Consider the following 26,232-nt stretch of genomic DNA (forward strand, 5'->3'; position numbering starts at 1 on the left):
CTTTTAGATAGTGCACTTTCTTCTAATTCTTCTATTTGAGATTCATATGAAGGTGTTTCCGTATCTTGATAAACAATACCTTTAATTAAAGATTCATGATCTAATACAGTTTTCATAGCTAATTGTTTATCCGTTGGGTCGTATCCTTCAATATCATCTAAACTAGTTAAATGTTCTTTAAACCAATCATACGTATTGATTTTATTATATGTTACGCATGGTGAGAATACATTTACGAAAGAAAAACCGTCATGATTTATAGCATCTTCAATTAATTTTGTTAATGCTTTAATATCACTTGAGAATCCTTGTGCCACAAACGTCGCACCTGAAGACAATGCTAATTCTAATGGTGCTACATTTTTTTCAATATTACCTTTAGGCGTAGATTTAGTTACAAACCCAACTGCTGAAGAAGGAGAAGTTTGACCTTTTGTTAAACCATAAATTTGGTTATCCATAACAATATAAGTCATATTCATATTACGGCGTAAAGCGTGAATAGTATGTCCCATACCAATGGCATAACCGTCTCCGTCTCCGCCTGAAGCAATAACTGTTAAATCTTTGTTAGCCATTTTAACGCCTTGAGCGAGTGGTAAAGCACGTCCATGAATACCGTGAACACCATATGAATTAATGTAACCTGATAAACGACCTGAACAACCTATACCTGTAATGATTGCTACTTCTTCTGGTTCAAGTCCAACATTAGCTGCTGCTTTTTGGATAGCTGCTTGAACAGAGAAATCTCCACAACCTGGGCACCAATTTGGCTTAACATTATTTCGGAAATCTTTAAATGTAGCCAATTAAACCAACTCCTTAATTTCTTTAGCTATTTCTAATCCTTTTTCTTCAATTTCATGAGGTAAGAATGGCGTACCATCATATTTAGTTTGGTTGATTAATTTACTTTGAACATTTGTGTTCATTTTAATAATATTTGCTAATTGTCCTTGATAGTTATGTTCTGCGATAACTACTTTTGAAGCTTTATCTATAGCGTTTTGAATCATTTCTACTGGTAGAGGATGCAATTGACGAATTTGCATTGTATTTACTTTGATACCTTTTTCATTTAAGCGTTTAGTACCTTCTTGTATGGCACCTTTACTTGAAATAAATCCGATATATAATATATCCGCTTCGTCATGTGCTTCATTTAACTCTACAGGATTTTCAATTAATATATCAGCTGTTTTACGCATACGTTTTTCCATTTGTTGACGTCTGTTCTCAGCTGCTTCACTTGGTTTACCTTCTTCATTATGCTCAACACCAGTCACATGGTGAATACCACCTTTAACTCCAGGAATCGGTCTAGGAGATACACCATTACTTGTTAATGCATAACGTCTAAAGTATTGTTTGTCGTCCTCTTCACGTTCTATATCAGATTGTAATAACTCTCCACGTTTAATTTGGATTTTATTATAATCAAGTTTTTTAACAGTTTGTTTACCTAATGACAATTGTAAATCACTTAATACAATGACTGGACATTGATATTCTTCTGCTAAATTAAAAGCTTCCATTGTTAAATAGAATGCATCTTCAGCATCAGTTGGAGCTACGACAATTTTAGGAATATCGCCATGTGTACCATATATCATTTGCATTAAATCTGATTGTTCTTGTTTCGTAGGTAATCCTGTTGAAGGACCTCCACGCTGAGTATTAACAATAACCAATGGCGTTTCAGTCATACCTGATAAACCAATAGCTTCCATCATTAATGATAAACCTGGTCCAGCACTAGCTGTAAATGCTCTTACTCCAGCATAGTTAGCTCCAATAGCCATGTTAGCCGCTGCAATTTCGTCTTCAGTTTGAACAACTGTGCCCCCAACTTTAGGAACATTCGCAATCATATATTCCATAATTTCTGAAGCGGGTGTAATTGGATAAGCAGCCATAAATCTTGAACCTGCTGAGATAGCACCTAATCCGATTGCATCATTACCAATCATATACAGATGTGGATCTTCATTATTTGCTTCTAATGTGAAGTCACCTTCAACCTCAGATAAATGCTCTTTCATTAAATTATATCCTTGGTTTAAAGCTTCAATATTCATTTCAACGACTTTATCGCCTTTTTTATTGAACATGTTATGAATAAGTTCTTCAAACGTGTTCGTCTCTAAATCCATAATTGCACATGTTGCGCCTACTGCTACCATGTTCTTCATAAGCGCTGTACCTAATTCTTTAGCGGTGCTCGTAAAAGGTAATTCAATTAATTGTGCACGACAATCTTCAGGTTTACTAGGTTTTGCTTTAGCATCCGCAATGATAATGCTATCTTCTCTCATCTCATGATGATTTAGCTCAATCGTTTCTTGGTCAAATGCAACTAGAATATCTAAATCATCGCTAATCGCGTGAACCGGTTCGATAGATACTCTAATTTTATTATTTGTGTGACCGCCTTTGATACGACTAGAGAAATGTCTATATCCATATAGATAGTAACCTTTGCGGTTCATTGCTGTGGCGAATATTTCACCTGTTGATTCAATTCCTTCACCTTGTTGTCCGCCCACTTTCCATGATATTTGTGATTTCATATCATATGCCTCCTGTGGAAATAATTCATCTTAAATAATAACAAAAATAACCACCGTCTTACTATGTCAACAGTGGCATTTGATTAAATTCATACTAATGGACTATAATAAATCCATTTTCAATAAAAATTATTAAACGCAAAATATATTATTTACTAAAAGGATGATCGTCATTGATTAAAATTCTTTCAATGTGCTTCGTTCTACCATTTTTATCTAAATCAATAATAACACCTGAAAGAACACTTCTTCCATCATTTGGAACTACATGTCTTTGAGGTAAACTTGTGATAAAGCGTTCAATTACTTCATCGCGATTAATTCCCAGGATACCATCATAGTAACCTGTCATTCCTACGTCGGTAATATATCCAGTGCCTTGGGGTAAAATACGGTCGTCAGATGTTTGAATATGCGTATGTGTGCCAACTACTGCGCTTGCTCGACCATCTAAATACCATCCCATAGCATTCTTTTCTGATGTAGTTTCAGCGTGGAAATCCACAAAGATATAATCCGTTTCTTTTTTTGCTTCTTCAATTAATTGATCTGCTTTTTTAAATGGGTCGTCTATATCTTGCATAAATGAGCGACCTTGTAAGTTTATAATCGCTAATTTAATATCATTAATTTGAATAAAGCGCATTCCAACACCAGGAGCTTCGCTTGGGAAATTCGCTGGGCGAACCATTCTTTTAGCATCATCAATAAAATCGTAAATTTCACGTTGACCATACGTGTGATTACCCATTGTCATAAAATCTACGCCATCTCTTAATAGTTGTTTATAAATTTTTTCTGTTAGACCTTTACCATGAGCGGCATTTTCCGCATTTACGATACTAACTGTTGGTTTATACGCTTGTTTAATTTTAGGCAAATATTCACTAATAGCATTTCTACCAATTTTACCAACAATATCCCCGATAAATAATATTCTCATTAAATGTTCATCCTCTCATAAAAACAGTTTAATTCAAAAAGGAATAGATTTAAAGAGATGATTTGGACTCTATTTAAATTTATGCCTCACTTTACTTTAGCATGTAATCAACATATGATAATATAAATTTATAAAAACAATAGGAGTTGTAATAATTATATGTCAATTAACATTGATCCTGAAAAATTTGCAGAATTAGTAGTTACATCTAATCCATCAAAATCTGAGGATGCTGAAGATATTGCTAAAGAAAGTTTAGAATTATATATCAATGCTTATCGTTTAGCAGAAAGATATTCTAATATCGCTACAAATTGCTATGATACTGCTGAAATAATTTCTGAAGTAAGAAAAGCTGATTTACAACTTAAATAATGAATGACTGATATTTTAAAAGCTAGAAGTTAACGTTAAAAAATAACGTCTCAACTTCTAGCTTATTTTTTTAAATTAATAATTATACTAATTGTTTCTTTTCAGCAGTCTCCGTTACTTACTATAAAAACGAAAAAAACAGACCCAATAAATTAGGTCTGTTAAAAATTATTTCGCATACTCAACTGCTCTTGTTTCTCTTACAACTGTCACTTTGATGTGACCAGGATATTGTAATTCTTCTTCGATTTGATTTTTAATGTCTCGAGCCAATCGATACGACTTCAAGTCATCAATTTCATCAGGTGATACAATAACTCTGATTTCTCTACCCGCTTGAATAGCAAATGCTTTTTCCACACCATCATAACTTTCAGATAATGTTTCTAAACGTTCTAGTCTGCGGATATAGTTCTCAAGTGTTTCTTTACGGGCACCTGGTCTTGCTGCAGAAAGTGCATCAGCTGCAGCTACTAATATTGAAATGATTGATGTTGGTTCTACATCACCATGGTGAGAATGAATAGCATTAATTACAGTGTCATTCTCAGCATATTTTTTTGCTAATTCTACGCCAATTTCTACGTGGCTACCTTCAACTTCATGATCAATGGCTTTACCAACGTCGTGAAGTAAACCAGCACGTTTAGCTAAATTGACATCTTCTCCTAATTCCGCTGCTAACATTCCTGATAAATGCGCAACTTCAATAGAATGTTTTAAAACATTTTGGCCATAGCTAGTACGATAGTTTAGACGACCTAAGACTTTAACTAAGTCAGGATGCATATTATGAACATTAATTTCAAATGTAGCTTGTTCTCCAGCATCTCTAATAATATCGTCAACTTCTTTTCTAGCTTTATCAACCATTTCTTCAATACGTCCTGGATGGATACGTCCATCAGACACCAAGTTGACTAATGCAGTCCTAGCGATTTCACGTCTTATTGGATCAAATCCAGATAAGATAACCGCTTCGGGTGTATCATCGATGATTAAATCGATACCTGTTAATGTTTCTAAAGTTCGAATATTTCTACCTTCTCTACCAATGATTCGGCCTTTCATTTCATCATTTGGTAAATTAACTACTGATACAGTTGATTCTGTAGTATGATCAGCAGCTAATCTTTGAACGGTAGTAGCTAATAGTTCTTTCGCTGTTTTATCAACTTTTTCTTTTGCTTCTTTTTCTTTTTCTTTAACAAGTACTGCAATATCTTGTGACAGTTCTTCTTCTACTCTATGAAGTTGTTCATTAACAGCTTCTTCTTGAGTTAGTCCGGAGATGCGTTCTAATTCTTGTTCATGCTTCATTATTAATGTTTGAACACTACTCTCTTTTGCATCTACTTGTTGTTGTCTTTCTTCAAGTTTAGATTCTTTTTGTTCTAAAATCTCATCTTTTTTATCTAAAAGATCAGACTTTCGATCTAAGTTTTCCTCTTTTTGAAGAAGTCGGGCTTCTTGTCTTTGAAGCTCACCACGTCTTTCACGTAGTTCAGATTCAGTTTGTTCTCTTAAAAATTGATTTTCTTCTTTTGCCTCTAATAATTTTTCTTTTTTGATATTTTCGGCTTCTTTTTGACCATGCCTAATAATATCTTCAGCAGTTTGTCTAGCTTGTAATTGCTTTTGATGCAATATATTTCGGGCTACAATATACCCTACAACAACCCCTAGAATAATCCCCAGCAAAATGAGTAGGAGGTTTAATAAATTCACATAAACACCTCCTTTATCTAGGTATTTGCTTTGTATATCAAAATCTATATGATTTTATAAGTTGTATAATAATTATACATATTAATTGTACGTTTATAAAGTTGGTAGTGTCAAGATATGAAATTGCACATAAGATTCAGTTTACATATACAATATCAAATAAATTTTGTATAAAACAAAGCAGGTGAAAGCTTTCTTTCACCTACTTCTAGTTATATATTATTTAAAATACTAAATATTATTCTTCATCAAATAATGACTGAGGTGATTCTTCTTCTTTTTCTTCTACGTCACCATCAAAAATACCAAGTTTTTCACGTAATTTACGATCAATTTCTTCTTTAATTTGAGGGTTTTCTTTAAGGTAAGTTTTAACATTTTCTTTACCTTGACCCATTCTTTCACCATTATATGAGTACCAAGCGCCTGATTTATCAACGATTTCATTTTCAACACCAAGGTCGATTAATTCGCCTTCTTTAGAAATACCTTGACCATACATGATATCTACTTCTGCTACTCTAAATGGAGGTGCTACTTTGTTTTTAACAACTTTAATTTTAGTTCTGTTACCAACAATGTCTTGTCCTTGTTTTAATTGTTCAGCACGACGTACTTCTAAACGAACAGAACTATAGAATTTTAATGCTCTACCACCAGGTGTAGTTTCTGGATTACCAAACATAACACCGACTTTTTCACGAATTTGGTTAATAAAGATTGCTGTAGTATTGGATTTAGAGATGGCACCTGAAAGTTTACGTAATGCTTGTGACATTAAACGAGCTTGTAAACCTACATGAGTGTCGCCCATTTCCCCTTCAATCTCAGCTTTTGGTGTTAAAGCAGCTACAGAGTCGACAACAACGATATCTACTGCGCCACTTCGTACAAATGCTTCAGCGATTTCTAAACCTTGTTCACCATGGTCTGGTTGAGATAAATATAAGTTATCAATATCTACGCCTAAAGCTTCTGCGTACACTGGATCAAGCGCATGCTCAGCATCGATAAATGCAGCTACGCCGCCATTTTTTTGTACTTCTGCAATAGCGTGTAAAGCAACTGTTGTTTTACCTGAACTCTCAGGTCCATAAATTTCAATAATTCTTCCTTTAGGATATCCACCGACTCCTAATGCGTTATCTAAAGTGACTGAACCACTTGAAACGCTTGAAACACGACGACCTTTATTGTCGCCCAATTTCATAACGGCACCTTTACCGAATGATTTTTCCATATTTTTAATAACTGTATCTAAAGCTTTTTGACGTTCATTATCCAAAGCGAAACCTCCTAAATGAGATAGTTATCTATTTAATATCTTATCTAATACTATACTCTCTATCAGAATGAATTACAAGCATTTTGCGAATATTTGTTCGCATTTTAGAAATATAAAACTTCAAATATCGAACAAGTGTACTTAAAAATTAAGTTTTTGCTGAAATAGCTCCTTACTTAAGCCAATTTAGTAATCTTATTAATGCATAATTTTGACTTCTGTTTTGAAGTAGCTTTCTTTTCTGTGACATTTTAAATGAATCTATTTTAAATTCACCATTTCGATACATTCCTAAGACAACATGTTCATTTTCATGTAGTAAAGCTATACCCACTTTTGTTTTATATAAATCTTTTACATATTGGGCCGCTTCTTTTACTTTATCTTCAATTTTATCATTTCTATTGAGGAAGACTTTTGAATCTGGTAATACTCCTTTTAAAATATTTTCATCATCATAATTTTTTAGACGAGTATATATAGCTCCATTTGTTACTCCATCATAAATACTAAATGTCTCTTTCATTGCATTCATTACTGATTGTTCAATGACGATATCATCTGAGCCATAATAGTATTCGCCTATGCGATTTAATATTTCTTCTTTAACTGGCGCTATAAGATGTTGACATTTCTCTTTTGTATCGGCATTTGCTGTCAACCTAATATACACTTCATGTGTGCCAGCTAGCGGCGCGATAGTAGGATTAGATTGTTCATCTATTAAATCCATAAGTACTGTTTCAACTTTTGATTCACCTATGCCCGCAAACCTTAGTTGTTCTGAAAAGATAACTTTATCATCGTCCATTAAATAAGGAAGTAATTCATTTTTAGCCATCGGTTGCATTTCACGTGGTGGCCCTGGCAATAACACTACTTTCTTATCATCTTTTTCCACTAACATACCTGGAGCCATACCATAATTATTTTTTAACACTTTAGAACCTTCTATGACTAAAGCTTGTTGCTTATTATTAGGTGTCATTTCTTGTCCTTGTTCTTTAAAATATTGTTCAATATATTCTAAAGCATCATTATCTGTGACAAGTTCTCTGTCAAGAACTTTAGCCACTGTGTGCTTAGTCAAATCATCTTTTGTTGGTCCTAAGCCACCAGTTAATACTAAAGTATCAAAACGTCTTAAACCTTCTTTAATTATATATTCAAGTCTTTGAGGATTATCTCCAATAACTGTATGTTCTACTACGCTCTTTCCAATACTATTAAATAGTTTAGATAGATATTGACCATTAGTGTTGGCAATTTGACCTAGTAATAATTCCGAACCTACTGCAATGATTGAAATATTCATCTATGACTCCTCCTTGTAATAATCGTCATACACAACATACATATTATAAACATCTTCATCTATTTAATCTAAACTTAGGCTTATAAAAATAAAAAACCAAGAATATGTGTAAGAAAAAGATTCTTACTACTATTCTCGGTTAATAATTTCACTAATTTAATGTTTAAAAACATCTCTACCTTTATAGAAGTACTCAATACCAGATAAAATCGTAAAGAATACGCCAATATAAAGTAAGACTTGACCAATTGGGAAACCAATCCAGTGTACAAATAAATCACCTAGTAAAATCCAAATAATAGCGACCATTGTTACTGCAGTTTTAATTTTACCTAATTGACCTGCTGCACTGACAAAACCTTGTTCAATTTGTAATAAACGTAAGCCTGTCACTGCAAATTCACGAGCTATGATGATAATAGCTACTACTGAATTAGTTAAGTCCATTTGAACCATTACGATAAGTGCACTTGAAACTAATAACTTATCTGCTAAAGGATCTAAAAATTTCCCCATATTTGTAACTAATTGCCATTTTCTTGCTAAATAGCCATCTAAAAAGTCACTTAATGATGCTACGATAAATACGATAGCAGCAATAAGTTGCTCAATACGAATTTCATATCCGCCTAAAATTGATACACTGCCAAATCCAAAGTTAACTAGAGCAAATAAAATAAAAACAGGAATGAGTATTACTCTAAAAACTGTAATTTGATTTGGTATATTCATGTTAAAGCCTCATTTCTAAATTATCTCTTTTAATTATAATATTAATACTGCTAAAACCCAAAGAACAAAAGTAATAAGAACGATTCCACCCATTATGACTGCAAGTTGTAATGGTTCTTTATTTTTAGTGCGATAAGTAGGCGCATCATCATTATGATAGCGATAAAGGAGTTCATCTAATTGATTCTGGCTACTTGGAATTTCACTTTTATGCGCTGAGATAAGTTGATTTGCATCTATATTGACTACACTAGCATAACGTTTGATAAAGCCTTCAGCATAATCCAATTTAGCTAATTCATTGAAACGATTGCCTTCAATAAGCTTTAATGTCTCACGCTTAATTTGCGTACGTTCTTCGAGTTCAGCTAGTGTCATTCCTAATCTTTCTCTTCTACCTTTTAAAGTTTCTCCAATTGTTTTCACTTTCAAAAGCCTCCACACTTACTATTCAAAAAATCCAAAGCCTCCGCCAAATGTATCTTCACTAAAATCTAATGTGTTTTTACTTTTAACAGTTTGTTGTTTCATATGTTCATATTGTATTTCTTGATGTTCATCTTCACGTAATTCAATAATATAATCAAAATCATCTATACTGTAATTACATGATTCCGCAAATAAATCGGGATGTTCCACTACTTTAATGGATGGCAATGCCATTACTTCTCTTACTAATTCTTGGTGTTTAGGATTTGTTTCTCTTGCCGTAACTGCACCATCAATAATATAAACATGATTTGCTTCATATTCACCTTTAATAAGTGAGCTACGAACAGTTTGTTTAATTAATGTTGAACTGATAAATAACCAACGTTTATGGGCACACACACTACCAGCTACTATTGATTCAGTTTTCCCAACACGAGGCATTCCTCTAATACCAATGAGCTTATGACCTTCCTCTTTGAAAAGTTCAGCTAAAAAGTCTACCAGTAATCCTAAATCTTCACGTTCAAAACGAAATGTCTTCTTATCATCTGCATCTTGTTCGATATATCTACCATGACGTACTGCTAGTCGATCACGTAATTCAGGTAAGCGCAATTTAGTAATTTCGATTTCATTAAGCTCTTTAATGATATGCTCAAAGCGTTTAACCTTTTCAAGATTATCCGTTTTAATTAGTAATCCCCGACGTCCTTGGTCTACACCATTAATTGTGACAATGCTAATACCTAACATGCCAAGTAAACTTGAAACATCCCCTAACAGACCAGCACGATTCACAGTGATTTCATATTCAAGATACCATTCTTTTTTTTCGGCAATCGTCATCTACATCCGCCCCTTGTTTAAATATCAATTTAGCATTAGCATGCATTCTTAAAATGATAGTCATATTATATCATTTATTTACGTAATACTAATTAATAATTTAACTCTTTACACTTTAAACTTCGTATGTATCTATAAGTACCAAGCGCCATTCACTTTTTGAACGGTACCTGTAACACTTTGAGAAAATGGATGCCACAAATAAGCACACGTATGCGCTACCTCTTCAGGCGTTACCATTCGTTGTTGAGGAAGTTCCGCTAAAATGACTTCTTTTTCAGCATCACTAAATGTTTGAGACATGTTACCAGAAACAAATCCGGGCGTTACCGCATTTACCGTCACATTGGTCATTGCTAATTCTTGACTCAACGCCTTAACAAAACCAATTTGAGCACTTTTCATTGCAGAATAAATTGTTTCCATACTTGCACCCGCCTCTCCCCAAATAGAAGAAATCGCAATAATTCTTCCATTAGGGCTTTGACGCAACGTATCTACAAAGTATCGACAACATCTTATAAATTGCTTTACATGAATGTGATAACTTTGGTCAATATCGTCATCAGTCATATCCTGAATCATGCCATATAAGGCTGTACCTGCACTATACACTAAGCAGTCTAAATGCTGAATATGACCAAAGGTATATTCTAAATCGATATCTTTCGTCAAGTCAGCTTGAATAAATTCCACCGCTTCATTTTGATATTTTTCTTTTAAAATGGTTACATCCGTATGATGATATTGCACGACAACTTCAAAGTTATCTTCCAATAATCGTTCTACAATTGCAGTGCCTATACTACCAGAGCCACCCATCACTAAAGCTTTCATTATTGCTTAATCTCCAAGCGACTGTCGACTAAATTGTCTAAGTTTAAATATTGATTTGCCGTTTCATTAATACTATCAAGTGTTATATTTTCAATAATATCTAACATATCAAATACACTTACACCTTCGAAGTATAATTTTGCGTATTGATTCGCAATATATTCTGGAGAATTTAAACTTGAAATAAATTCACCAATAAATTGCTTTTTCAATAATTCAAAGGCTTCAGTATCAGTCAACGCCCCTTTACGTTGTTTTAACTCATTTAAGAGCACTTCTTTTAACTTATCAGGATGTTGAGTCGCACTTGTAATAATTGAAAAACTGTATGTAGATTCTAAAACAAATTGATAGCCAAAGGTGTCATCAATTAAATCATTATTCAATAATACTTGATAGAATTCAGTCTCCTCACCAAATACTAATTCAAAGAATAAAGTCATTTCTAAGTCACGTTGTACGTATTTTTCAGGTGTTTCATTTAGAGGTTGATTTTTAAAACCTAACATTAATCTTGGCGATTGTAGTTTCATTTCTTCAGTAACATAAGGTGTTATCACATTGTCGGGTTCATCAATTGGACCTCTTTGAATGCTTGGTTGATTCGTTTTATGACGTTTATTTTCATGCGCTTCAACTACTTCGCATATATGCTCAGGATCTACATCTCCTACTACGAATAACACCATATTTGAAGGGTGATAGAACGTTTCGTAACATAAATATAAATCATCTTTCGTAATGTCATAAATACTTTCCACACTACCTGCAATATCCACTCTAATCGGGTGATTTTGATACATAGCGCGTAATGTATTAAACATAATCTTATAGCCTGGTTGTTCTTGGTACATCTTTATTTCTTCAGCTATAATTCCTTTTTCTTTATCTACTGTTTCTTTTGAAAAGTAAGGCGTCTCTACCATTTCAAGTAAACGTTTTATATTACTATCAACATTATCTGTTGCACTAAATAAATAACTTGTACGATCAAAACTAGTAAAAGCATTTACTTGAGCATTGTCTTCTGCAAACGTAGTAAATAAATCCTCAGTTTCATCTTTTTCAAATAATTTATGTTCTAAAAAGTGAGCAACACCATCTGGCACAGTTACAAATTCATCACTATGATGAGGTTTAAATGTGCTATCTAATGAGCCAAACTGAGTCGTATATGTAACAAATGTTTTTTGAAACCCTTTTTTTGGAATCACAAATAAACGTAAACCATTCTCTAGTTCATGTTCAAACACATGCTCATCAATGAGTTCATAATACTTATTTTTCATTAGTTTGACCTCCTTTTCCTTTTGTAAGCACATAAATAGTATCTAGTAAGGCTTTATTAGCCATATCAATGACATCTTCTCTTGTCACATTCATGATAGCTTGAATATATTCTTCATCAGTTTGTGCTTCTTCAAGAAGTAATTGGTTCTGCATAACCTCAATAATACTTTTCGGTCTATCTGCAATTTCTTGACGTTGTGAAACAATAATCTTTTTAGCGAGTGCTAATTTATTGTCCTCAAATTCTCCATTTTTAAACTTCTCGAATTCTTTTAAAATAGTTTCTTTAGCGATTTCATATTTATCAACTGATACGCCACTTAAAACAAATAAATAGCCATTTTTACCATCTAATTGTGAATGGATTGAATAAGCTAGACTTTGTTTTTCACGCACTTCACTGAATAATACAGAAGAAGGATCTCCTCCGAACATAGTGTTTAAAACAACAAGAGCATAATAATCTTTAGCTCCAAAACGCGTAGGGAAACGATAACCAAGGTTGAGCTTAGCTTGATCTACTTCATCCTCTTCAATAATGAATTGAGGTTCAGTTTGGCTGTAATCCAACTCAGGCATAGCTATTTGTTGAAGTACAAATGGTTTAATATCAAATTTGTCTTCAATCAATCGACTTACTTCAGTTTCATCTACATTTCCTACTACATATACAGAACAGTCATCATTATTAATCATAGATTGATATGTATCATATAAACTTTCAGATGTAACTTGCGCTATGTTTTCAATTTGTCCTGTTGCTAGATAACGATATGGTTCATCTTTAAACATATATTTAAGTAAATTTAAAAATGAATATTGTGCTTTATTATCTATAATTGACTCAATTTTTTTAGATAATAATGATTTTTCTTGCGATACAAAAGTAGGATTAAATGCTTTATCTTCAATAAGTGGGTTAGCAATCACTTCTTGTAGTAAATTAAGTCCTTTTTCAAACAATGGTGTATTGTCTCTAAGATAACGTTCATTAACAATTTCTAGTGAGATAGTAATCACGTGTTTATCTTTAAATTTAGATACAAAGCTATTGATATAAGCCCCATATAATTCTGATAATTCTCTATTCAATGCTTTATCAGTTGGCCATTTTTGGGTACCACGTACTAAAACTTTACTTAATAACGACCTTGCTGTGATTGTATTATAATCAAGCGGTGCCATAAATTTAAAAGTAATCATCGTTGTTTTAAATTTTTCAGTAGGCAATATATTGATATGTTGATATTTATCCTTATTTACTTGCGATTTCAATGTAACATCTCACTCCTTATTAAGTTTTAAAGCTTTGTGCGCGTCAGTTTGAATTTAACTAAGCTACTTTTAACATAATTTAATGAATATAAAATAGGTTTACCCGTTTCATCATAATGTACAACCTTTAATAACATTAAACCTTCATGCGGAGAAGCATTTAATATTTCAGAAATATGAGGTTCATAACTAATCGCTTCAACTTCAGTTTCAGCAGAGGCAACTTTGTGACCTGTATTAGTCTCTATTGCTTTAAGCATTGAACCATCACTAATTTGATATTCTGCACAAGTTAAATTACTTTTAGCAATTTTATCTAAGCAATATATAACGGGTTGATGGTTAGCAGTACGTAAGCGTTCAATAATCGTAATAGGCTGCTTGTCCTCAATTCCTAGCATTTGAGCATCCCATAATGATGCTGGTTGTTGTTCTAAACTTAAGTATTCTGTTCTAGATTGATATCCCGCTTGCTCAATCATGTCATTGATGCTAAATAATTTATTTAATGGATAAAAGAAAGGATGTAACGTTTTAACACTTGGTCCCTCTTCAAAGTTATCTGTTAAGACTTGCTCTGTAATGAGTTCCCCAATTGCGTCATAGACATCATCTGTTTTGACATTCACTTCTCTAGCAATTTCTAAATTGCTAGGAAGTTTGTCACCAGGTTTTAAAGATTGATTTTTAATCTGTCTAAATATATACTCTTTTACTTTAAAAACTGAGTTTATTTCTGTCATTTTTACACCTCTTCATCATCTAAATCTATTAAGACTTGTCTTGGTTTACTGCCTTTCTGAGGACCGATAACTTGATTGCGTTCTAAATCATCCATTAATCTTGATGCCCTATTATAGCCAATTCTAAATTGTCTTTGTAATAAGGATGTACTTGCTTTTTGTTGTTCAATCACAAATAAATAAGCTTCATCATATAATGAATCTTCACTTTTCATTTCTGATTTATCTACAGGTGCATCGGGTTCCATTTCTTTCACATAATTAGCTTTTTGTTGTTCTACTACATAATTCACAACATCTTGTACTTCTTGATCGCTTAAAAATGCCCCTTGGACACGCGTTTGAGAAGATTCTCCATTACCAACATATAACATATCACCTTTACCGAGAAGCTTTTCAGCTCCTCCAGAACCAATAATCGTTCTAGAGTCAGTCTGAGAACTTACAGCAAACGCAATTCGTGATGGGATGTTATTCTTGATAATACCTGTAATAACGTCTACAGATGGTCTTTGTGTAGCAACAATCAAATGGATACCTGCTGCACGTGCCATTTGCGTAATACGCTGAATAGCATTTTCCACTTCTTTACCTGCTACCATCATTAAGTCAGCTAACTCATCAACAATAACTACGATATAAGGTAATTCGGCTTGTTTTTCATCCAACTCTTCATTTTGGCGACGTAAGAATTGATTATACCCTTCAATATTTCGCGTTGAAGAATGTTGGAATAAATCATAGCGACGTTCCATTTCAGCTACAACTTTCTCTAATGCTTGTGATGCCTTATGAGGATTTGTAACTACTGGAATTAATAAATGTGGCACGCCATTATATACATTTAATTCTACCATTTTAGGATCGATTAACATAAGTTTGACTTCGTGCGGCTTAGCATTTAATAGAATACTAGTAATAATGCCGTTAATACATACTGATTTACCGCTACCGGTAGAACCTGCGACTAATAAATGAGGCATTTCATTTAGCTGGATAGTCATCGGTTCCCCAGAAATATCTCGACCTAACCCAACTTCTAATTTATTTTGTGCTGGGAATTTAGATTCTAATACTTCTTTTAAAGTAACTAATGAAATTTTATCATTTGGTACTTCAATCCCTACTGCTGAACGTCCAGGAATTGGCGCTTCAATTCGCACGTCTTTTGCAGCTAATGCAAGCGCAATATCATTATGTAAATTAACGATTTTACTCACTTTTACGCCTTGTGCTGGTTGAATTTCATATTGAGTAACCGCTGGGCCAATTTTGATTTGTGTGACCTTCGCATTAACACCGAAGTTTTTCATTGTAGATTCAAGAATTTGACCTTTTCTTTGTACTTCAGCTCTTGATGTCGCTTTCTGTTTAACTGGCTGTTTTAACAATGATAAAGGTGGAATATGATAAGCAACATTTGAGACTTCTCCAGCTTCTGAAATAGAGCCACCCGCTTGATTATTGTCTTCTGATGAAGTGTCTTGTTGTGGTTTTGACGGCTTAGGTCCAGTTGCTTTTGGAACTCGTTCAGAAGGTGTGTCCTCATCAAAGTCGAAGCGACGTTTTTTTCTTTTTTTAGATGCCGGTTTCTCTTCCGAACTATCGTTATGCCCATAAATTGGAATATCTTCAGGCGGTGCTTCTACTTCTGGGAAATCACTAACATCTGTAATTTCTCTTTCGCGTTGTAAGCGTTCCTCTTCTTCTTGCTCTTTTTGTAATTGTCGCTCTCGTGCGCGTTTTTCTTTTTCACGAGCACGCTCTTCTTTTTTAATCTTATTCTGCTCTCTTTTTTCTTTAAAATTAGACGAAGCACTTGAACTCGATGATTTCATCTTTTCAAGAGATAATTTAGCAACATCTCTATGACGTAATTTCATAAGTAAAATAATACTTGAAGCTAGTAGTAATAAAGTAATAATTACGACTCCAGCAATAGAAATTAATGGCACAAATACTTTTAATAAATAAAAACCAATTAAACCTCCCCCAAAGTTTGGGAAATGTGTGTGGTTATAAGATTTATAGACATAAGAGAGCACCGGTTCTCGCTCCGCTACAACACCTTTGGTCATATGATATATAATTTGTGCGACGATTAATAAAACGAATTGTAATAGAATTAAGCCAATCGTTCGGCGTGACTTAGGAAATCGTTTTTGCATAGCAACATAAATTGTAATTAAACTGACTAAGATATATGTAAGATAGCGACTCATACCAAATAAGTAATTAAAGAAGCTATCAATCATTCGTCCAACAATGCCGAGTTGAAACATGCCTAATACTGATAAAATGACAACTACAATTGCTACGATATATCTTAAAGAAGAACTTTCCGTTTTTTGTTGCTTTTTCTTTTTAGTATTACGTGCGCGTGTAGAAGTTCCTTTTTTTCTAGTAGTTGTTTTTTTCTTAGTTTGTGGCAAATTTGTACACCTTCTTTTATTTCATGCGTTAAATTTTTATATGTATTGCTTAAAACAAGTTATGACTATGTATTGGTTTCATTTTTCATAAAAATTAGGAAAGAGGTTGAGACAATGTCATACATCTTCAGACTAAAATAGCCTTGCAACAAAGTGACTAACTAAATACGTGAGTTTATGATACTCTAACGTTTAATTATTACACTGTTGTGATGTGTTGTCCCGACCTCTTTTTTATTATATATATCTTATATCTCAGAAATGACTGGTATAATCATTGGACGACGTTTCGTACTTTCAAATAAAAGCTTACTAATTTGATCACGCATATTTTGTTTAATGTCAGACCATTCGATACGTTTTTCTTGAAGTCCTGCTTCAACGATTTCACGTACTTTTTCTTCAGCTTCTTTCATTAAGTCTTCGCTTTCACGTACATACACAAAACCTCTGGATTGAATTTCTGGTCCTGCAGCAATACGTCTATTTTTAGGATCTAAAGTAACAACTGCGATAAAGATACCATCTTCTGCTAATAAATGACGGTCTCTTAATACTATGTTACCTACATCGCCAACACCAATACCATCGATTAAAACATTACCTGATTGTACTTTTTCATTTAATACCATATCTTTGCCATCATAGTGAATGACATCGCCTTTTTCTACAAGGAAAATCTTTTCAGGTGCAACGCCCGCTTCATTAGCTAATTTAGCATGAGCGATTTGCATTTTAAATTCACCTTGTACAGGAATGAAGTATTCAGGCTTCATGATGTTAATCATCATTTTTAATTCTTCCATGCAACCATGACTAGATGCATGAATTTTTTTATTATTAGGAATAATATGCGCACCTGCACGAACAAGTTCATTCAATGTATCGGCAATGATTACTTCCATGTTAGCTGAAGCGGTAATTGCTAAATAAACTGAATCGCCTTCTTCAATATTCATAATTTTATGTTTATGTTGAGCCATTTGACTTAAAGCTTCAATAGGTTCGCCTTCCATACCTGTAGCAATAATCACGACTTCATTCTTAGGATAATTCTCAACTTCATTAATAGGGATTAATAAGTCTTTTGGAATATCAAAATATCCCATTTTACGTGCAATGTTAAATGAACTTTCTAATGAACGTCCTAAGAATGAGACTTTACGGTTTAATTTACTAGCCGTATTAAGCACTTGTTGGATGCGAATGAAATTAGATGCGTAACAAGACACAATTAAACGTCCGCGCACTTTAGCGAATGCATCATAAATATGTGATTCGATAACATTTTCCGGTGTATTGTAACCAGGTTTCTCTGCTTCAGTAGAATCACTGATTAATGCAAATACACCTTCTTCACCAATTTCAGCCATTCGTTTAATATCTGGCGCATAATGACCTCGTAAACTTTGGTCAAATTTAAACTCACCAGTGTAAACGATTGAACCATAAGAAGTATGGATACAAATACCTAAGCTATCTGGAATACTATGCGTTGTATTAAAGAATGTGATGTTTACATTTTTAAAACGCATGACTGAGTCATGATTTACTGTATAATAGCGCACTTTTTTCTTCACATTTCTTGATTTCATGTTTTCTTTAACTAGCGCTAATGTCAATTTAGAACCGTAAACTGGCGCATCAATTTGTTCTAAAATATAGCTGACAGCACCAATTGCATGTTCATGACCATGGCTTAAAAAGATACCTTTTAATTTTTCTTTATTCTCAATTACATATTGAATGTCAGGAATCACAATATCTACACCTAACATTTCATCTTCTGGGAACATTAACCCAGCATCTAACATGAACATTTCATCGTCTACTTCAACGATATACATATTTTTAGCGATTTCGCCAACACCACCGAGTGGGATGATGCGAATATCATCATTTTTTTTCTTTACTAAACTCAAAATGTTACCTCCTATATTAAAATCCCCGTCCATATAAACTCATCATTTATTATAATTTAATTTATGTAGGATGTACACTATTAAAGTACTTCATTACTCCTTCTAATATAGGCAATAACTATTAATAGTTGTTTTTTGTTTGAATTTTCATTTTCAAAAAAGAATAAAGCAGAAATCTATTAAAGATAAAAATAAGGTTAAGACGTCATCAAACGTCCTAACCTTTAACTTTACAACTTCTTATTCATCTAATGCTTTGTGAGATGCATTAACGCGGCCTTGTTTATCAATTTCAGTAATTTTAACTTCAATTGTATCGCCAATTTTTAATACATCTTCGACTTTATTAATACGTTCTTTAGAAATTTGAGAGATGTGTAATAATGCATCTTTACCTGGGAAGATTTCTACAAATGCGCCGTATTTCTCGATACGTTTAACTTTAGCATTGTAGACTTGACCAACTTCAGCTTCACGTGTGATATCTTCAATGATTTCACGAGCACGTGTAATCATCGCTTGATCAACTGCACCGATAAAGACTGTACCATCTTGTTCAATATCTAATTTTACGCCAGTTTCATCAATAATTTCGTTGATTTTTTTACCACCAGGTCCGATAACATCTCTAATTTTATCAGGATTGATATGGATGATTTCTACTTTAGGTGCATACGCACTTAATTCTTTACGTGGTTGATCAATCGTTTGTAACATGTGATCCATGATGGCTAAACGACCTTGACGTGCTTGTTCAAGTGCTTCTTCAATCACTTCTCGTGTTAAACCATCAATTTTAATATCCATTTGGATTGCAGTAATACCTTCTTTAGTACCTGCCACTTTAAAGTCCATATCACCTAATGCATCTTCCATACCTTGGATATCCGTTAAAATAGTATAACTATCTTCACGTGTTACAAGCCCCATCGCAATACCTGCTACTGGTGCTTTAATAGGAACACCTGCATCCATTAATGCAAGCGTTGAACCACAGATTGAAGCTTGTGAAGATGAACCGTTAGATTCTAATACTTCACTTACAATACGAATTGTGTATGGGAAGTCAGCCGTATCTGGAATGATATATCTTAATGCTCTTTCACCTAAAGCACCATGTCCAATTTCACGACGGCCTGGTGCTCTTACAGGACCAGTTTCACCTACTGAGAAGTTAGGGAAGTTATAATGATGCATAAAGCGTTTTTCAACTTCAGGTCCTAAACCATCAATTAATTGATAATCGCCTAAAGCGCCCAATGTTAATACAGATAACGCTTGTGTTTGACCACGTGTAAATAATCCTGAACCATGTGCACGAGGTAATAAACCAACTTCAGAGTCTAATGGACGAATTTCGTCTGGTTTACGACCATCTGGTCTAATTTTTTCGTCTGCAATTAAGCGACGTACTTCTTCTTTAACTAAATCGTTAAGAATAGCGTAAACTTCATCAATTAATAATTCATTTTCAGGATCAGCTTCGTCCACAAACTCAGTTGCAATTTCAGCTTTTAAAGCATCTAAATTCTCATCACGTTGTTGTTTGTCGAAAGTTAAGACTGTTTCTTTCAAGCCTTTTTCTTCTGTTAAAGCTTTCACTTTATTAACAAGTTCTTCATCGCGTTCAACAGGTACGAATTCTTTCTTAACTGGCTGAATATGCTCAACGACTTCTTCTTGGAATGCAACTAAACGTTTAATTTCTTCGTGACCAAAGAAGATCGCTTCCAACATTTCTTTTTCAGTAATCTCACTTGCGCCTGCTTCAACCATGTTGACTGCATCTTTATGTCCGGCTACTTCTAAATCTAAACGTGAGACTTCTTTTTGTTCAAGTGTAGGATTGATTACATATTCCCCATCAATGTAACCGACATTTACGCCAGCAATTGGTCCTTGGAAAGGAATGTCAGACACACTTAATGCCATTGATGAACCAATCATTGCTGCCATTTCCGGTGAACAATCTGGATCAGCACTTAGTACTGTATTCATAATTTGTACATCATGACGGTAGCCTTTTGGGAAAAGTGGTCGAATAGGTCTATCAATTAAACGTGCAGTTAATGTAGCTTCGTCTCCAGGACGACCTTCACGTTTTTTGAAACCGCCAGGAATTTTACCAGCAGCATACATTTTTTCTTCATAGTTCACTGTTAATGGGAAAAAGTCACCATCACGAGGTTCTTTTGAGGCTACAGCCGTTGATAATACTACCGTATCACCATAGCGCACTAATACTGCGCCATTAGCTTGTTTTGCTAATTGACCTGTCTCAATCGTTAACGATCTTCCAGCCCACTCAGTTTTAAAAACTTTTTTATCTTGAGACATTATGAATCTCCTCTCTGAAATCTAATACCTACATCATATCATTTATTTTTATAATTTTATATTAGTGATTGTTTAAAAGATAAAAAAAGGAAAGTACCAAACCAAGTGGTGCTTTCCTTTAAATATATTAATATTAACGACGAATACCTAATGATTTAATTAATTCACGGTAACGTTGAATATCTTTACCACGTAAGTAGTTTAATAAGTGACGACGACGACCTACCATTTTTAATAATCCACGACGAGAATGGTGGTCTTTTTTGTGTTCACGTAAGTGTTCGTTTAATGCAGTGATTTCTGCAGTTAAAACAGCGATTTGCACTTCTGGTGAACCAGTGTCAGTTTCGTGTACACGATATTCTTTGATAATTTCATTTTTACGTTCTTGAGTAATTGCCATAATTAAATTCCTCCTAAATTTTGTATACACCTTAATCTGAGCTAAGCGTCGGAGTTTCAACTTGCCAAGAGAAAGGAATAATTTTGATAAGTCTTATACTGATTTATAAAACTCAACTTTAGATATTATACGATACTTCATCTCCGAAATCAACAGCTAATAGATATTTGGCACGTTCTTTGTCATTGTTCATTTGTTCTACTAATGGGTCAATGCCATCAAATTTAACCTCTGGTCTTAAGTAGTGATGCCAATAAACAATCACGCGTTCACCGTAAATATTATCACTAAAGTCGAAGATGTTTACCTCAATGACTACCTCTGCTTTTGATGGATCATGAAATGTGGGTTTCACCCCTACATTCGCTACACCACGATAGATTTTATTTTCAGCACCAATCGCCATACTTACTGCATATACACCTTTTTTCGGTAACACATAATCATCACTAGGTTGCACATTTGCAGTAGGGAAACCAATTGTACGTCCACGTTTTTCACCTTGTACTACTGTACCTTTGATACGATATAAATAACCTAATTGTTCATTTGCTTTTTTCAAGTCGCCATTTTTTAATGCTTCTCTTATTGCAGTTGTCGAAATCTTCTCAGATTCCATTTCTTGTTTACCAACAATAGTGGTATTAAATTCTTCCATTTCGTTTAAAACTGACATATTCCCTTTTCCAAATTTGCCGTATGTAAAATCGAAACCGGCAACGACTTCTTTAACATGGTTATTAATGATGTATTCTTGCGCAAATTCTTCGGCAGTTACATTAGCAAATCGAGAAGAAAAATTAATGACAATACAATAATCGACGTCATGTTGTTCAATCATCTCAAGTTTATCAGAAAGCGGTGTTAAATAATCCGTGCGCTTACGTTCTGGATTTAACACTACAGAAGGATGTGGGTCAAACGTTGTCACTGCTTTTTTTAAATGTTTCTCTTGAGCACGTTCATCTAATGCTTCAAATACTTTATTATGTCCACGATGCATACCATCAAAAAAACCAAATGCCATGGCTACATCTTCTTGAATTAACTGGTCTTTTTGAATTGGATGGGTTACTTCTATCACTTTCATAACGTCTAACTCCTTTAATTGAATACTTTTTTAGGCTTAATTTCGTATGGTTTGTCAGGATGTTGAACATAAATAGCCATTGCTTTGTCAGTCTCTGCATCTTTAAATACAAGTTGATCACTTTTTATAGATTTTTTAAATGTTTTCTTATTAAATTTCTGGCCATTTAAAATTCTTTTTTTCATATTTTCATCTGATATATGTATCTCAGGCAAACTTTTCAAACCATATTCTATAGGAAATAGATGAGATTGTAATGTGTCTTGCTCATGGAAATCTGAAATTTGCTCAAGTGTTAAACTTTCTTCTATATCAAAACCACCTGAAGTTGTACGCGTTAATAAAGACATGTGCGCTGGATAGCCAAGTTCTTTACCTATATCAGTAGCAAGCGTACGAATGTATGTACCTTTTCCACAATGAACAATTATATCGAAATGACATTGATTATCTTCGAAGACTAAATCTGATATACGTTCGATTTGTTTAATATTCACTTTTCGCTCCGGTCGCTCTACTGTTTCACCATTTCTCGCATATTCATACAATTTTTTACCATTCACTTTTACTGAAGAATACATTGGTGGAATTTGTGTAATGACACCTTGAAAATTTTCCAATACCCCATCAACTTGGCGTTCATTAAGTTCATTTGGCGCAATGTTAACCTTTTCCACGACTTCTCCAGTTTGGTCTTCAGTAGTCGTACTCATACCAATTGAAACAGTCGCTTTATAAGATTTACCCATATCCATAATGTAGTCACTTACTCTAGTAGCAGGACCGATACAAATAGGTAACACCCCTGCGACTTCAGGATCAAGTGTGCCAGTATGGCCTATTTTTTTCGTTTTTAAAATTTTTCTTAATTTAAATACAACATCGTGACTTGTAAGCCCACGTTCTTTATATACGGGTAAAATACCGTTGTACATCATTTCACACCCTTATCTTAAAACCAATTTTATGTATAAATACTATTTCAATAATAATTGAGAGGCTGAGGCACGATATAATGCCCCAGCCAATTTTTTATTATTTATTTTGTTTGTGTAAGTCTTGAATCATTTTTTCAATTTTATTGCCGTATTCGATTGACTCATCATATTCAAAGAATAATTCTGGGATAATACGTAATCTCATTCTTGATCCAAGTTCAGATTTAATAAATCCTTTCGCTTTGTCTAAAGCTTTGAAAGTATCTTTCACTTCTTTATCACTACCAAGTACTGTTAAAAATACTTTAGCTTGTGATAAGTCATTTGTTAACTCAACATCAGTAATTGTGATAAATCCTACTCTAGGGTCTTTCACTTTATTATTAACGATATCCATAATTTCTTTTTTCATTTGTTCGCCAACACGTTCTGCTCTCATGTTACTCATTTGTGTCACCTCTTTAATCGATGTTTTAAATCTATTTATTTTATAAATTTCCTTATTTCAGTTCATTTAAACTTTAGAAATTAGAAATTGTTTTTATTTCTTAAAAAAGGTGGACAATACTTTATCGTCCACCTAATCAACTTAAAGTGTTAAATTATCTTTCAACTTCTACCATTTCAAAGGCTTCGATAATGTCGCCTTCTTTGATGTCGTTAAATTTCTCAATTGTAATACCACATTCATAACCTTGTGCTACTTCTTTAGCATCGTCTTTGAAACGTTTTAATGTGTCTAATTCACCTTCAAATAATACGATGCCATCTCTGATAACACGTACGCCTGCGTTACGAGTGATTTTACCTTCAGTTACGTAACTACCTGCGATTGTACCAACTTTAGATACTTTGAATGTTTGACGTACTTCAGCTTGACCGATGACTTGTTCTTCGAATTCAGGGTCTAATAAACCTTTCATAGCTGATTCGATTTCTTCGATAACGTTGTAAATGACACGGTGAAGACGCATATCAACATTTTCAGCTTCAGCAGCACGTTTAGCACCAGCGTCAGGACGAACGTTAAATCCGATGATGATACCATTTGAGGCATTAGCTAATGTTACGTCTGATTCGTTGATAGCACCTACAGCAGTGTGAATAATACGTACGTTTACGCCTTCTACATCAATCTTCATTAAAGAAGCAGCTAAGGCTTCTACTGAACCTTGAACGTCACCTTTAATGATAACGTTAAGATCTTTCATTTCACCTTGTTTCATTTGTTCAAATAAGTTATCTAATGAAACGTTTTTACTTTCTTGACGTTGTTGAATCACGCTTGCTTCATGACGTGCTTCACCAATACGACGCGCTTGTTTCTCATCTTTGAAAATAACGAAACGGTCACCAGCTAAAGGTACATCATTAATACCTGTAATTTCAACTGGAGTTGATGGACCTGCAGTTTTAATTCTTTGACCAAGATCATTTACCATAGCACGAATACGTCCATACGTATTACCTACTACGATTGAATCACCAACATTTAATGTCCCATTTTGTACAAGTAATGATGCTGCTGGGCCACGTGATTTATCTAATTCTGCTTCAATTACTGTACCAACAGCTTGTTTATCAGGATTAGCTTTTAATTCTTGAACTTCAGCTACTAAACCAATCATTTCTAATAAGTCATCGATACCATCGCCACTTAATGCTGATAATTGAACGAAGATTGTGTCGCCGCCCCAATCTTCAGGAATTAAACCATATTCAGTTAATTCTTGCATTACGCGGTCTGGATTAGCAGTTGGTTTATCGATTTTGTTTACTGCAACGATTGTAGGTACATTCGCTTCTTTAGCGTGGTTAATCGCTTCAATTGTTTGAGGCATTACACCATCATCTGCCGCTACTACTAAGATAGTGATGTCGGTAACTTGAGCACCACGTGCACGCATTGTAGTGAAAGCTGCGTGTCCTGGAGTATCTAAGAAAGTAATTTTCTTACCAGCATTTTCAATTTGGTATGCACCGATATGTTGCGTAATACCACCAGCTTCGCCAGCAGTTACTTTTGTATGACGAATTGAATCAAGTAATGTTGTTTTACCGTGGTCAACGTGACCCATGATAGTTACAACAGCTGGTCTTTCAATTGCATCTGGATCGTCTTCTTCATTATCAAAGTAAGTTGAAAGATCTTCTTCATTAACTACTACTTCTTTTTCAATTTCTACACCATAGTCATCAGCAATTAATTCTAACGTTTCTTCGTCTAGAGATTGGTTGATATTCGCTACAATACCTAATAAGAATAATTTTTTAATAATGCCTGATGATTCAATATTTAATTTATCTGCTAATTCACCAACAGTAATGCCTTCTTCATAAGTAATTTTTGATGGCATTTCTTTAGGTTCAGCTGCTGGTTTATTTTTGTTTCCTTTATTATTGTTCTTGTTGTTCTTATTATTTTTGTTGTTTTTATTTTTATTATTGTTTTTGTTATTTTTATTGTTTTTAGGATTAGCGTTTCCTTTGTTATTTTGTTTCTTATTATTGTTGTTACTTTGTTGTTTTTGGTGATTATTTTGAGTAGTTTGTTTATCATTATTACCACTTTGTTGTGGTTTAAATTTCTTATCAAGCACTTTAATTTGATCGTCTTCTAGCGCTTGCATGTGATTAGATACTTCTACGTCCATTTTCTTTAACTCATCGATAATCTCTTTACTTTTCACGTTTAATTCTTTCGCATATTCATAAATTCTTTTTTTACTCATATAA

Annotated in this window: 21 protein-coding genes and 1 pseudogene; 1 reads left to right on the forward strand and 21 read right to left on the reverse strand. The window is 33.7% G+C overall.

Going from position 1 to position 26,232, the window contains the following annotated elements; translation table 11 throughout:
- From CD128_RS03775 to CD128_RS03785, 3 genes are all read right to left on the reverse strand, one after another.
- Positions 1-812: 2-oxoacid:ferredoxin oxidoreductase subunit beta (locus CD128_RS03775; RefSeq protein ID WP_103328752.1), on the reverse strand; the 812-nt coding region annotated here is incomplete at its 3' end.
- Positions 813-2,573 (reverse strand): 2-oxoacid:acceptor oxidoreductase subunit alpha, encoded by a 1,761-nt coding sequence (locus CD128_RS03780; RefSeq protein WP_103328753.1) that lies wholly within the window; start codon positions 2,571-2,573, stop codon positions 813-815.
- Between the two features lie 148 nt (positions 2,574-2,721).
- A complete protein-coding gene (locus tag CD128_RS03785) occupies positions 2,722-3,516 on the reverse strand; it encodes a TIGR00282 family metallophosphoesterase (protein ID WP_103328754.1) in 795 nt (264 codons plus the stop codon).
- 159 nt (positions 3,517-3,675) lie between these two features.
- Between CD128_RS03785 and CD128_RS03790 the strand changes: the two genes are divergently transcribed.
- Positions 3,676-3,891 (forward strand): hypothetical protein, encoded by a 216-nt coding sequence (locus CD128_RS03790; protein ID WP_103328755.1) that lies wholly within the window; start codon positions 3,676-3,678, stop codon positions 3,889-3,891.
- Positions 3,892-4,059: 168 nt separating this feature from the next.
- On the opposite strand, the gene rny is transcribed toward CD128_RS03790, so the two are convergent.
- The 18 genes and pseudogenes from rny to infB all read right to left on the reverse strand — a co-directional run bounded on the left by rny (position 4,060) and on the right by infB (position 26,228).
- Positions 4,060-5,619 (reverse strand): ribonuclease Y, encoded by a 1,560-nt coding sequence (gene rny, locus CD128_RS03795; protein ID WP_103328756.1) that lies wholly within the window; start codon positions 5,617-5,619, stop codon positions 4,060-4,062.
- Positions 5,620-5,857: 238 nt separating this feature from the next.
- The gene (gene recA / locus CD128_RS03800) at positions 5,858-6,904 is read right to left on the reverse strand and encodes a recombinase RecA (RefSeq protein ID WP_103299015.1); all 1,047 of its coding nucleotides are present in this window, start codon (positions 6,902-6,904) and stop codon (positions 5,858-5,860) included.
- Between the two features lie 172 nt (positions 6,905-7,076).
- Entirely contained in the window at positions 7,077-8,219 is a 1,143-nt protein-coding gene (locus CD128_RS03805; protein ID WP_103328757.1) for a CinA family nicotinamide mononucleotide deamidase-related protein, read from the reverse strand.
- Positions 8,220-8,375: 156 nt separating this feature from the next.
- Positions 8,376-8,951 (reverse strand): CDP-diacylglycerol--glycerol-3-phosphate 3-phosphatidyltransferase, encoded by a 576-nt coding sequence (pgsA, locus tag CD128_RS03810; protein WP_103299148.1) that lies wholly within the window; start codon positions 8,949-8,951, stop codon positions 8,376-8,378.
- Between the two features lie 33 nt (positions 8,952-8,984).
- Positions 8,985-9,377: a helix-turn-helix domain-containing protein gene (locus CD128_RS03815; RefSeq protein ID WP_103328758.1), complete on the reverse strand. Its 393-nt coding sequence runs from the start codon at positions 9,375-9,377 to the stop codon at positions 8,985-8,987.
- A 21-nt stretch (positions 9,378-9,398) separates the two neighbouring features.
- Positions 9,399-10,229 (reverse strand): YmfK family protein, encoded by an 831-nt coding sequence (locus CD128_RS03820; RefSeq protein WP_103328759.1) that lies wholly within the window; start codon positions 10,227-10,229, stop codon positions 9,399-9,401.
- 132 nt (positions 10,230-10,361) lie between these two features.
- The gene (ymfI, locus tag CD128_RS03825; RefSeq protein WP_103328760.1) at positions 10,362-11,066 is read right to left on the reverse strand and encodes an elongation factor P 5-aminopentanone reductase; all 705 of its coding nucleotides are present in this window, start codon (positions 11,064-11,066) and stop codon (positions 10,362-10,364) included.
- A complete protein-coding gene (gene yfmH, locus CD128_RS03830; RefSeq protein WP_103328761.1) occupies positions 11,066-12,355 on the reverse strand; it encodes an EF-P 5-aminopentanol modification-associated protein YfmH in 1,290 nt (429 codons plus the stop codon). Before yfmH ends, ymfI begins: the two co-directional genes overlap by 1 nt.
- Positions 12,345-13,631, reverse strand: coding sequence for an EF-P 5-aminopentanol modification-associated protein YfmF (gene yfmF, locus CD128_RS03835; RefSeq protein ID WP_231917252.1), 1,287 nt, complete (start codon positions 13,629-13,631; stop codon positions 12,345-12,347). The genes yfmH and yfmF overlap by 11 nt, the downstream gene beginning before the upstream one ends.
- Positions 13,632-13,657: 26 nt before the next feature.
- Positions 13,658-14,374, reverse strand: a complete 717-nt coding sequence (locus CD128_RS03840; protein ID WP_103328762.1) for a GntR family transcriptional regulator — start codon at positions 14,372-14,374, stop codon at positions 13,658-13,660.
- 2 nt (positions 14,375-14,376) lie between these two features.
- Positions 14,377-16,044: pseudogene (locus CD128_RS03845) on the reverse strand (DNA translocase FtsK); the annotation flags it as partial.
- Between the two features lie 1,010 nt (positions 16,045-17,054).
- Positions 17,055-18,728, reverse strand: a complete 1,674-nt coding sequence (gene rnjB / locus CD128_RS03850; RefSeq protein ID WP_103328764.1) for a ribonuclease J2 — start codon at positions 18,726-18,728, stop codon at positions 17,055-17,057.
- A gap of 240 nt (positions 18,729-18,968) precedes the next feature.
- A complete protein-coding gene (gene pnp / locus CD128_RS03855; RefSeq protein WP_103299156.1) occupies positions 18,969-21,065 on the reverse strand; it encodes a polyribonucleotide nucleotidyltransferase in 2,097 nt (698 codons plus the stop codon).
- A gap of 133 nt (positions 21,066-21,198) precedes the next feature.
- Positions 21,199-21,468, reverse strand: a complete 270-nt coding sequence (rpsO, locus tag CD128_RS03860; RefSeq protein ID WP_103299157.1) for a 30S ribosomal protein S15 — start codon at positions 21,466-21,468, stop codon at positions 21,199-21,201.
- Between the two features lie 118 nt (positions 21,469-21,586).
- Entirely contained in the window at positions 21,587-22,558 is a 972-nt protein-coding gene (locus tag CD128_RS03865) for a bifunctional riboflavin kinase/FAD synthetase (RefSeq protein WP_103328765.1), read from the reverse strand.
- A gap of 14 nt (positions 22,559-22,572) precedes the next feature.
- Positions 22,573-23,493, reverse strand: coding sequence for a tRNA pseudouridine(55) synthase TruB (truB, locus tag CD128_RS03870; RefSeq protein WP_103328766.1), 921 nt, complete (start codon positions 23,491-23,493; stop codon positions 22,573-22,575).
- Positions 23,494-23,593: 100 nt separating this feature from the next.
- Positions 23,594-23,944: a 30S ribosome-binding factor RbfA gene (rbfA, locus tag CD128_RS03875; protein WP_103328767.1), complete on the reverse strand. Its 351-nt coding sequence runs from the start codon at positions 23,942-23,944 to the stop codon at positions 23,594-23,596.
- Positions 23,945-24,098: 154 nt separating this feature from the next.
- Positions 24,099-26,228 carry a translation initiation factor IF-2 gene (infB, locus tag CD128_RS03880; RefSeq protein ID WP_103328768.1) on the reverse strand — a complete coding sequence of 710 codons (2,130 nt, stop codon included), beginning with the start codon at positions 26,226-26,228 and terminating at the stop codon, positions 24,099-24,101.
- Positions 26,229-26,232 lie beyond the last annotated feature (4 nt).

Origin of the sequence: Staphylococcus croceilyticus, assembly GCF_002902575.1 — a bacterium.
Classification (GTDB): domain Bacteria; phylum Bacillota; class Bacilli; order Staphylococcales; family Staphylococcaceae; genus Staphylococcus; species Staphylococcus croceilyticus.

Bases quoted from the DNA above. Each gene is read 5' to 3' on its own strand.
- CD128_RS03780 (WP_103328753.1), bottom strand. From the start codon at position 2,573: ATGAAATCACAAATATCATGGAAAGTGGGCGGACAACAAGGTGAAGGA.
- CD128_RS03785 (WP_103328754.1), bottom strand. From the start codon at position 3,516: ATGAGAATATTATTTATCGGGGATATTGTTGGTAAAATTGGTAGAAAT.
- CD128_RS03790 (WP_103328755.1), top strand. From the start codon at position 3,676: ATGTCAATTAACATTGATCCTGAAAAATTTGCAGAATTAGTAGTTACA.
- CD128_RS03805 (WP_103328757.1), bottom strand. From the start codon at position 8,219: ATGAATATTTCAATCATTGCAGTAGGTTCGGAATTATTACTAGGTCAA.
- pgsA (WP_103299148.1), bottom strand. From the start codon at position 8,951: ATGAATATACCAAATCAAATTACAGTTTTTAGAGTAATACTCATTCCT.
- CD128_RS03820 (WP_103328759.1), bottom strand. From the start codon at position 10,229: ATGACGATTGCCGAAAAAAAAGAATGGTATCTTGAATATGAAATCACT.
- ymfI (WP_103328760.1), bottom strand. From the start codon at position 11,066: ATGAAAGCTTTAGTGATGGGTGGCTCTGGTAGTATAGGCACTGCAATT.
- yfmH (WP_103328761.1), bottom strand. From the start codon at position 12,355: ATGAAAAATAAGTATTATGAACTCATTGATGAGCATGTGTTTGAACAT.
- CD128_RS03840 (WP_103328762.1), bottom strand. From the start codon at position 14,374: ATGACAGAAATAAACTCAGTTTTTAAAGTAAAAGAGTATATATTTAGA.
- pnp (WP_103299156.1), bottom strand. From the start codon at position 21,065: ATGTCTCAAGATAAAAAAGTTTTTAAAACTGAGTGGGCTGGAAGATCG.
- rpsO (WP_103299157.1), bottom strand. From the start codon at position 21,468: ATGGCAATTACTCAAGAACGTAAAAATGAAATTATCAAAGAATATCGT.
- CD128_RS03865 (WP_103328765.1), bottom strand. From the start codon at position 22,558: ATGAAAGTGATAGAAGTAACCCATCCAATTCAAAAAGACCAGTTAATT.
- truB (WP_103328766.1), bottom strand. From the start codon at position 23,493: ATGTACAACGGTATTTTACCCGTATATAAAGAACGTGGGCTTACAAGT.
- rbfA (WP_103328767.1), bottom strand. From the start codon at position 23,944: ATGAGTAACATGAGAGCAGAACGTGTTGGCGAACAAATGAAAAAAGAA.
- infB (WP_103328768.1), bottom strand. From the start codon at position 26,228: ATGAGTAAAAAAAGAATTTATGAATATGCGAAAGAATTAAACGTGAAA.